The following is a 6,808-nucleotide window of genomic DNA, read 5'->3' on the forward strand; positions in this document are numbered from 1 at the left end:
CCGGCCCGGCCGTCCGGCTACCGCCGGCGCGTAGCCGGGTCAGGATGTGCGGGCTGCGCCGGTCAGGCCGTCCGGGGACCGGGTGCGGGCGACCGGGCCGAGGTCTACCGGCATGTGCTCGAAACCGTGCAGGGTGAACAGGTTTCGGCGGACCGGTGCCTCGCGCAGGCGCAGGTCGGGGTAGCGGGTGTAGAGGGCGTGCAGGGCGTGGACGGCTTCCATGCGGGCCAGGCTCGCGCCGAGACAGGCGTGGATGCCGCTGCTGAAGGCCACGTGTTCCCGGAGGTTCGGGCGGTCGATGTCGAAGCGGTTCGGATCGGGGAAGACCGCGGGGTCGCGGTTGGCCCCAGCCAGCGACAGGATGACGGTGGCGCCCTCGCGAATCGTGACACCGTCGAGCTCGACGTCCTCGAGCGCCTGGCGCGCGGTCATCTGCACCGGCGGATCGAAGCGCAGGGTCTCCTCCACCACATCGGGCCAGCGGTCGGGATCGGCCTGGGCGAGCGCGAGCTGGTCGGGGTTGGCCGACAGCGCCGCGATCGCATTGCCGATCAGGTTGACCGTCGTCTCGAAACCCGCGCCCATCAGCAGGCTCGCGCCCGCCTGCAATTCGCGCAGGTCGAGATCGCCCGAGCGCACCAGGGTCGACAGGATGTCCTCGCCGGGTTCCCGGCGCAGCTTCGCGATGTGGGCGGCCAGGTACTCGTCCATGGACTCGATCGCGGCCATCGCGCCACGGTAGGCGCGCCACGAGGTGCCGATGTCGAGCAGTGGCGTCACCTGGTCGCCCCAGCGCAGGAACAGCTCGCGATCGGCGGCGGGGAAGCCGAGCATCTCGGCGATGATCGCGATCGGCACCCTGGCCGCGAAATCGGTGATCAGGTCGACCGATCCGTGCGCGGGCATCGCGTCGAGCAGTTCGGCGGTGACCACCTCCACCCGGTCGCGCAGCCGGGCGATGGCACGCGGGGTGAACGCCGAGGACACCGGCTTGCGCATCCTGGTGTGCTCGGGCGGATCGAGGACCAGCATCGACGGCGGCTCGACCGGATTGGGCGGCACCGTGACCCGCTCGGCGAGCTTGTGCCACGGTCTGGGCAGCTCGCCGCCGAGCGCCTGCCGCACGCCGAAGCGGCTGTCGCGCAGGGTGGCGCGCACCTGGCCGTGGTCGAAAGCGGCGTAGGCCAGCGGCGACCGGAGCAAACCACCGGGCTCGCGCAGTTCATCGATCAGCGGATAGGGGTCGTGCAGTCCGCGCTGTCCGCTGAGCAGGGTGGCGAACGGGTCACGCCTGCGGACCTGCCAGCGCAGGATCGCCCGCGGTGCTCCGTGCTCTGCCGACCATCGCAACCAGTACTGCGCAATCATCGCCACCCCTTGCCGCTCTGCCGAAAGGATGCCTCCACGGTACGTACTTCCCGAGCAAAGCGAAACGTGTTCCAGTCGGAGATCGACCTATACCTGGGTAGGAGATCCGGCGGGGGTCAGCGCCGGATCGTCACCCGCTCGGTGGCGGCCCGATGCTCGACGGCGGCCGGATCGGGATTGACGACCTGCACCAGCGAGGCACCGGCGAACAACACCGCGATGTACCCGTCGATCAGCTCCTGCACGGTCTCCCACGGTGAGCTCGACAGCACTCGATCACCTGCGGAAATATCTTGCAGTGCGGCAGACTTCCTGGCTTCGGCGAGCACCTCGCCGACCGAGAGCCCGTCGAGCGCGGCCCGGAATCCGCCGGGCAGGAACTGGTCGCCGTGCACGCGCACCGCGGTCGCGAAATCGGTGACGCCGACCGGCAGGTCACGCACTGGTGTGCCCATGGCGTCCAGCGACAGCACCGCCACCTCGCCGACACCGTCGGCGTCGTCGAGCCGGTCGGGGGTGACCAGCGCGAGGTCGGCGTCGGGATCGGGCGTGAGCACCACCTCCGTGCCCGCCCACCAGCAGCCGAGCAGCACCGCGGCGGTCTGCCAGTGCGCGGGCAGCAGCACCGCGACCCTGGCGCCGGGACTGAGCGCGAACTCGTCACGGATCAGGTTGGCCGTCTTGGCGGCCCAGTTGGCCAGCGTCAGGCCGGACAGCTCTATGCGGGCGCCGGTGGCATCGTCGTACCAGGTGACACGTGGACCGGCGGGATCGCGTTCGAGGATCGGGTCGAGAAGGGCGTCGGTGAGGGTCGAGTTCGGCTCACGCATGGGCTAGTTCACGCATTTCGGTCCGTTCTGGCCTGCGTCGATCGGTGGGGCTGGCGGTACTGGCGTCGCGGTCGCCGAGGATGTTCCGTCGAAATCGAACATGCCTGCCGCGGCCGAGCCCGGACCAGAATAGTCGCTCGCCAGCACCACGCTCACGGTATCCGCCGACAGTGACGGATCCGCGACCACGGTGAGACCGCCGAGCGCCTCGGCCACCGCGGCGACCTTCGGGTTCTCGGCGTCGGCGGCGAGCACCCGGCTCGAACTCACGCTGCCACCTGTGTAATTGCCCACCAGACCTTCGCGGAAACCCTTGCCCGTCAACGCCGTCGACACCTTGGCGGCGAGCCCGGCGGTGCCGCCCGCGTTGAACACGCTCACCGTCACCGTCGACGGTTCGACCTTCGACTCGTCGTCCGACTCCTTCTTCTCCCCGACGAGCCCGGCGACGTAGTCCTGCACCGCCTTCGGTTCGACCCGGACGACCGATTCGCCCGCCGCGGTCATGCTGTTGAGGTCGGCCACCGGGATGGTCTCGAATTCCACCTTGCCGCCGGACAAGTCCTTGAGCTGCTGCAGGAAGGCCAGCACGTCCCAGTCCTCGTCGAGCACGACGGTCCGGCCGACCGCCTCGCTGATCTCGCCGAGCTTGCCCGGATTCGCCAGGACCTTCGCAGTGAGCAACTGCCCGACCAGCTGGGCCATGAACACCTGCTGACGCACGATCCGATCGATGTCACCGCGGGGCAGCTCGTGCCGCTGACGCACGAAGCTCAACGCCTGCCCACCGCCGAGACGCTGCGGCCCGGCCGGGAAGTCGGCGCCCGACATCCCTTCGTCCACCGCGTTGTTCAGGCACACCTCGACGCCGCCGACGGCATCGGTGAGCAGTACGAAGCCGAGCAGACTCACCTCGGCGTAGTGGTCGACGGTGATGCCGGTGAGCGAGGCCACCGACTTGATCAGCGCCTGCCTGCCCGCCTTCGTCGAATCACGGTCGGCGTCGGCCGCGGAGCCGCCCTTGGCCAGCAGCTTCGCGCGTTCGGTCGCCTTGGTGGCGCCGTAGGCGGAGTTGATCTTGCCTTTGCCCTGGCCGGGAATGTCGACGTAGGAGTCGCGCGGGATCGAGATCGCGGTGGCCGAGCGGCCGTCGTTGGGGACACGGACCAGCACGATGGTGTCGGTGTTGGTGCCCACTTCGTCGCCCGCGTGCAGCATCGTGCGCTCGGCGGAGGTCAGCGGGTTGCCGTGGGCATCAGTGCGGCTGTCGACGCCGACCAGCAGGATGTCGACCGCACCGTCGCGGCCGCCGCCGAGGCCGAGTCCGCCGATGCGGTCGATATTGGCGATCAGATTGTCGACGCTGCGCCACGCGAAGCCGGTGAGGGCAAGCACCAGGACCGCCGCGATCGCCACCATCATCTGCGCCGGGCCGACCGCACCGGTCTGCGTGGCGACCGTGGGTGGTCGTGTCGACTCTCGCACTCGCGCATCCTCTCGACGAACTCCGCGCCCGGCTCCGTATCTCCCCCGGCTAATCCCGCCATCTCGTATGCCTGGCTCGTCCGCCGCGACCGGCCATCACAGGCTAACCAACAGTTACCACAGACGAGCCGAACCACAGGTGTCACGGCGTGCCAGACTGGCCGCGTGTACACCGATTTCCCCGCCCCCGCTCGCCTGATCGTAACCGGAGCGCGCGGGCTGCTGGGGCGAGAGATCCTGCGGCTCGCGCCCGATGCCGCCGGCTACGGCCGGACCGAGCTCGATATCACCGACCGCGCCGCCGTCGACGCGGTCCTCACCCCGGGCGCGGTGCTGATCAACTGCGCGGCCTACACCGCGGTCGACGCCGCCGAGTCCGACCGCGACGCCGCTTTCGCCGCCAATGCCACCGGTCCCGCCGTCCTCGCCGCCGCCTGCGCCGCGGCGGGCGCCCGGCTGATCCACGTGTCCACCGACTACGTCTTCCCCGGCACCGCCGACACTCCCTACGAACCCGGCGACCCCACCGGTCCCGCCACGGTCTACGGGCAGTCGAAGCTGGCGGGCGAGCAGGCCGTGCTCGAGCTCGGCGCCCAGGTCGTGCGCACCGCCTGGGTGTACTCCGGTGTCGAGGGGGATTTCGTCGCGACCATGCGCAGGCTGGAAGCCGAACGCGACACCGTCACCGTCGTCGACGACCAGGTCGGCTCCCCCACCAGCGCCGCCGACCTGGCCGCCGCGCTGCTCGAACTGAGCACCCGCCCCGACGCGCCCCGGGTGTTGCACGCCACCAATTCCGGCACCGCCACCTGGTTCGACCTGGCCGTGGCCGTTTTCGCCGAGCTCGGCGCCGACCCGGCGCGGGTACAGCCCTGTGCTTCCAGCGCCTTCCCCAGACCCGCACCGCGCCCTGCCTATTCGGTGCTGTCCCCCGCGGCGTGGAACGCGGCCGGTCTCACCCCGCTGCGGCCTTGGCGTTCCGCACTAGCCGACGCGCTACAGCGCGTGTCCGACTAGGCTGCGCAGTCGTGAACGCAGCCGATTCCGCGGCCCCTGCGGGCCTTGCCGTCGTCACGGTGACTTATTCACCGGGCGAGCACCTCGAGCACTTCATCACCACCCTGGCCGATGCCACCAGCGAGAAGCCGCAGGTGATCCTGGCCGACAACGGCTCGACCGACGGCGTGCCCGAGCTCGTCGCCGAGGCCAACTCGCACGTGCGGCTGCTGCGGACCGGCGGCAATATCGGCTACGGCGGCGCCATCAACCGGGCCGTCGCCGAGATCGACCCGTCGATCGAGTTCGTGATCCTGGCCAACCCGGACATCCGCTGGGGCGTCGATTCCATCGACAAGATGCTCGAGGCCGCCCAGCGCTGGCCGCGGGCAGGCGCGTTCGGGCCGATGGTCCGTGAGCCCGACGGCAGCGTCTACCCGTCCGCGCGCCGCGTCCCCGGCCTCGCCGACGGCGCGGGCCACGCCATCCTGGGCACGATCTGGCCGAAGAACCCCTGGTCGGTGCGCTACCGCCAGGAGAACGAGGAGATCTCCGAGCGGGTGGTCGGCTGGCTGTCCGGCTCCTGCCTGCTGGTCCGCCGGGCCGCCTTCGACACCATCGACGGCTTCGACTCGCGCTACTTCATGTACATGGAGGACGTCGACTTCGGCGACCGCATGGGCAAGGCCGGCTGGCACAATGTGTTCGTCCCCGACGCCGAGGTGACCCACGCCAAGGGCCACGCCGCGGGCAAGCATCCCGAACTGATGCTGCCCGCCCACCACGCGAGTGCCTACCGCTTCCAGGCGGACCGGCATCCGCACTGGTGGCAGGCGCCGTTGCGGGGCGCCTTGCGCGCCGGACTTGCGGTTCGCTCCCGGATTGCGGTTCGATCGGCGCTGCGCGAGAAAGCGCGAACCGGCGCCTGAGCGGGTACCGGTCCACTGTGAACAGGGGAAACTCGATGGCAGGCAACTCAGGCACCGACGCGGTCATCCTCGTCGGCGGACAGGGCACGCGGCTGCGTCCGCTCACCCTCTCGGCGCCCAAGCCGATGCTGCCGACGGCCGGGTTGCCGTTCCTGACCCACCTGCTGGCCCGCATCGCCGAGGCCGGGATCACCCACGTGGTGCTGGGTACCTCGTTCAAGGCCGAGGTGTTCGAAGAGCACTTCGGTGACGGCTCCGAGCTGGGGCTCGAGCTCGAGTACGTGACCGAGACCGAGCCGCTGGGCACCGGCGGCGGTATCCGCAACGTGCTGCCCAGGCTGCGCGCGGACAACGTGATGGTGTTCAACGGCGACGTGCTCGGCGGCACCGACCTTGGCGCGATCCTCGACACCCACGAGTCGACCAACGCCGACGTCACCCTGCACCTGGTCCGGGTCAGCGACCCGCGTGCCTTCGGTTGCGTGCCGACCGACGCCGACGGCCGGGTCACCGCGTTCCTGGAGAAGACCCAGGATCCGCCGACCGACCAGATCAACGCGGGCTGCTACGTGTTCCGCCGCGAGTACATCGAGAAGATCCCGACCGGGCGCCCGGTGTCGGTGGAGCGCGAGGTCTTCCCCGCGCTGCTCGCCGAGGGCGCGCGGGTGCAGGGCCATGTCGACGCCTCGTACTGGCGTGACATGGGTACCCCGGAGGACTTCGTGCGCGGCTCGGCCGACCTGGTCCGCGGCATCGCCCCCTCGCCCGCGCTGCCGGGTCAGCGTGGCGAGTCGCTGGTTCATCCCGGCGCCGGGGTGGCGCCGGGCGCGCTGCTCATCGGCGGCACCGTGGTCGGGCGTGGCGCCGAGATCGGCGCGGGCGCGCGACTGGACGGCGCGGTCATCTTCGACGGCGCGGTCGTCGAGGCGGGCGCGACCGTGGAGCGCTCCATCGTCGGCTTCGGCGCCCGGATCGGTCCGCGCGCGCTGGTGCGCGACGGCGTGATCGGCGACGGCGCCAATATCGGTGCGCGATGCGAACTGTTGCGCGGGGCCAGGGTGTGGCCGGGCGTGGAGATTCCCGACGGCGGTATCCGCTTCTCCACCGACGTCTGATCGGTCGTCGAGGGGCCCCTGCCCGGAGTCCGGGCGCGGCCCCCCGAACTCAGAGACGGGAGCAAAACCCCAGGTCGGAGGGTGA

General features: G+C 70.6%; 6 protein-coding genes. 3 read left to right on the top strand and 3 right to left on the bottom strand.

Translation table 11 applies throughout. From position 1 onward, the window contains the following. Nucleotides 1-39: 39 nt before the first annotated feature. From ACFVAV_RS35295 to ACFVAV_RS35305, 3 genes are all read right to left on the bottom strand, one after another. Nucleotides 40-1,368, bottom strand: a complete 1,329-nt coding sequence (locus ACFVAV_RS35295; RefSeq protein WP_379040033.1) for a cytochrome P450 — start codon at nt 1,366-1,368, stop codon at nt 40-42. A gap of 116 nt (nt 1,369-1,484) precedes the next feature. Further along, nucleotides 1,485-2,198, bottom strand: a complete 714-nt coding sequence (locus ACFVAV_RS35300) for a TIGR03089 family protein (RefSeq protein WP_379040034.1) — start codon at nt 2,196-2,198, stop codon at nt 1,485-1,487. 3 nt (nt 2,199-2,201) lie between these two features. After that, a complete protein-coding gene (locus ACFVAV_RS35305) occupies nt 2,202-3,620 on the bottom strand; it encodes an LCP family protein (RefSeq protein ID WP_379040042.1) in 1,419 nt (472 codons plus the stop codon). A 228-nt stretch (nt 3,621-3,848) separates the two neighbouring features. On the opposite strand from ACFVAV_RS35305, the gene rfbD reads away from it, so the two are divergent. The 3 genes from rfbD to ACFVAV_RS35320 are packed head-to-tail and all read left to right on the top strand — an operon-like array spanning nt 3,849 to nt 6,723. Then, complete coding sequence (rfbD, locus tag ACFVAV_RS35310) at nt 3,849-4,700, top strand: dTDP-4-dehydrorhamnose reductase (protein ID WP_379040035.1); 852 nt, start codon at nt 3,849-3,851, stop codon at nt 4,698-4,700. A gap of 11 nt (nt 4,701-4,711) precedes the next feature. Continuing rightward, nucleotides 4,712-5,608, top strand: a complete 897-nt coding sequence (locus ACFVAV_RS35315; protein ID WP_379040037.1) for a glycosyltransferase family 2 protein — start codon at nt 4,712-4,714, stop codon at nt 5,606-5,608. A 35-nt stretch (nt 5,609-5,643) separates the two neighbouring features. Further along, nucleotides 5,644-6,723: a sugar phosphate nucleotidyltransferase gene (locus ACFVAV_RS35320; protein WP_379040039.1), complete on the top strand. Its 1,080-nt coding sequence runs from the start codon at nt 5,644-5,646 to the stop codon at nt 6,721-6,723. Nucleotides 6,724-6,808: the final 85 nt, after the last annotated feature.

This window comes from Nocardia sp. NPDC057663 (assembly GCF_042799895.1).
Lineage (GTDB): Bacteria > Actinomycetota > Actinomycetes > Mycobacteriales > Mycobacteriaceae > Nocardia.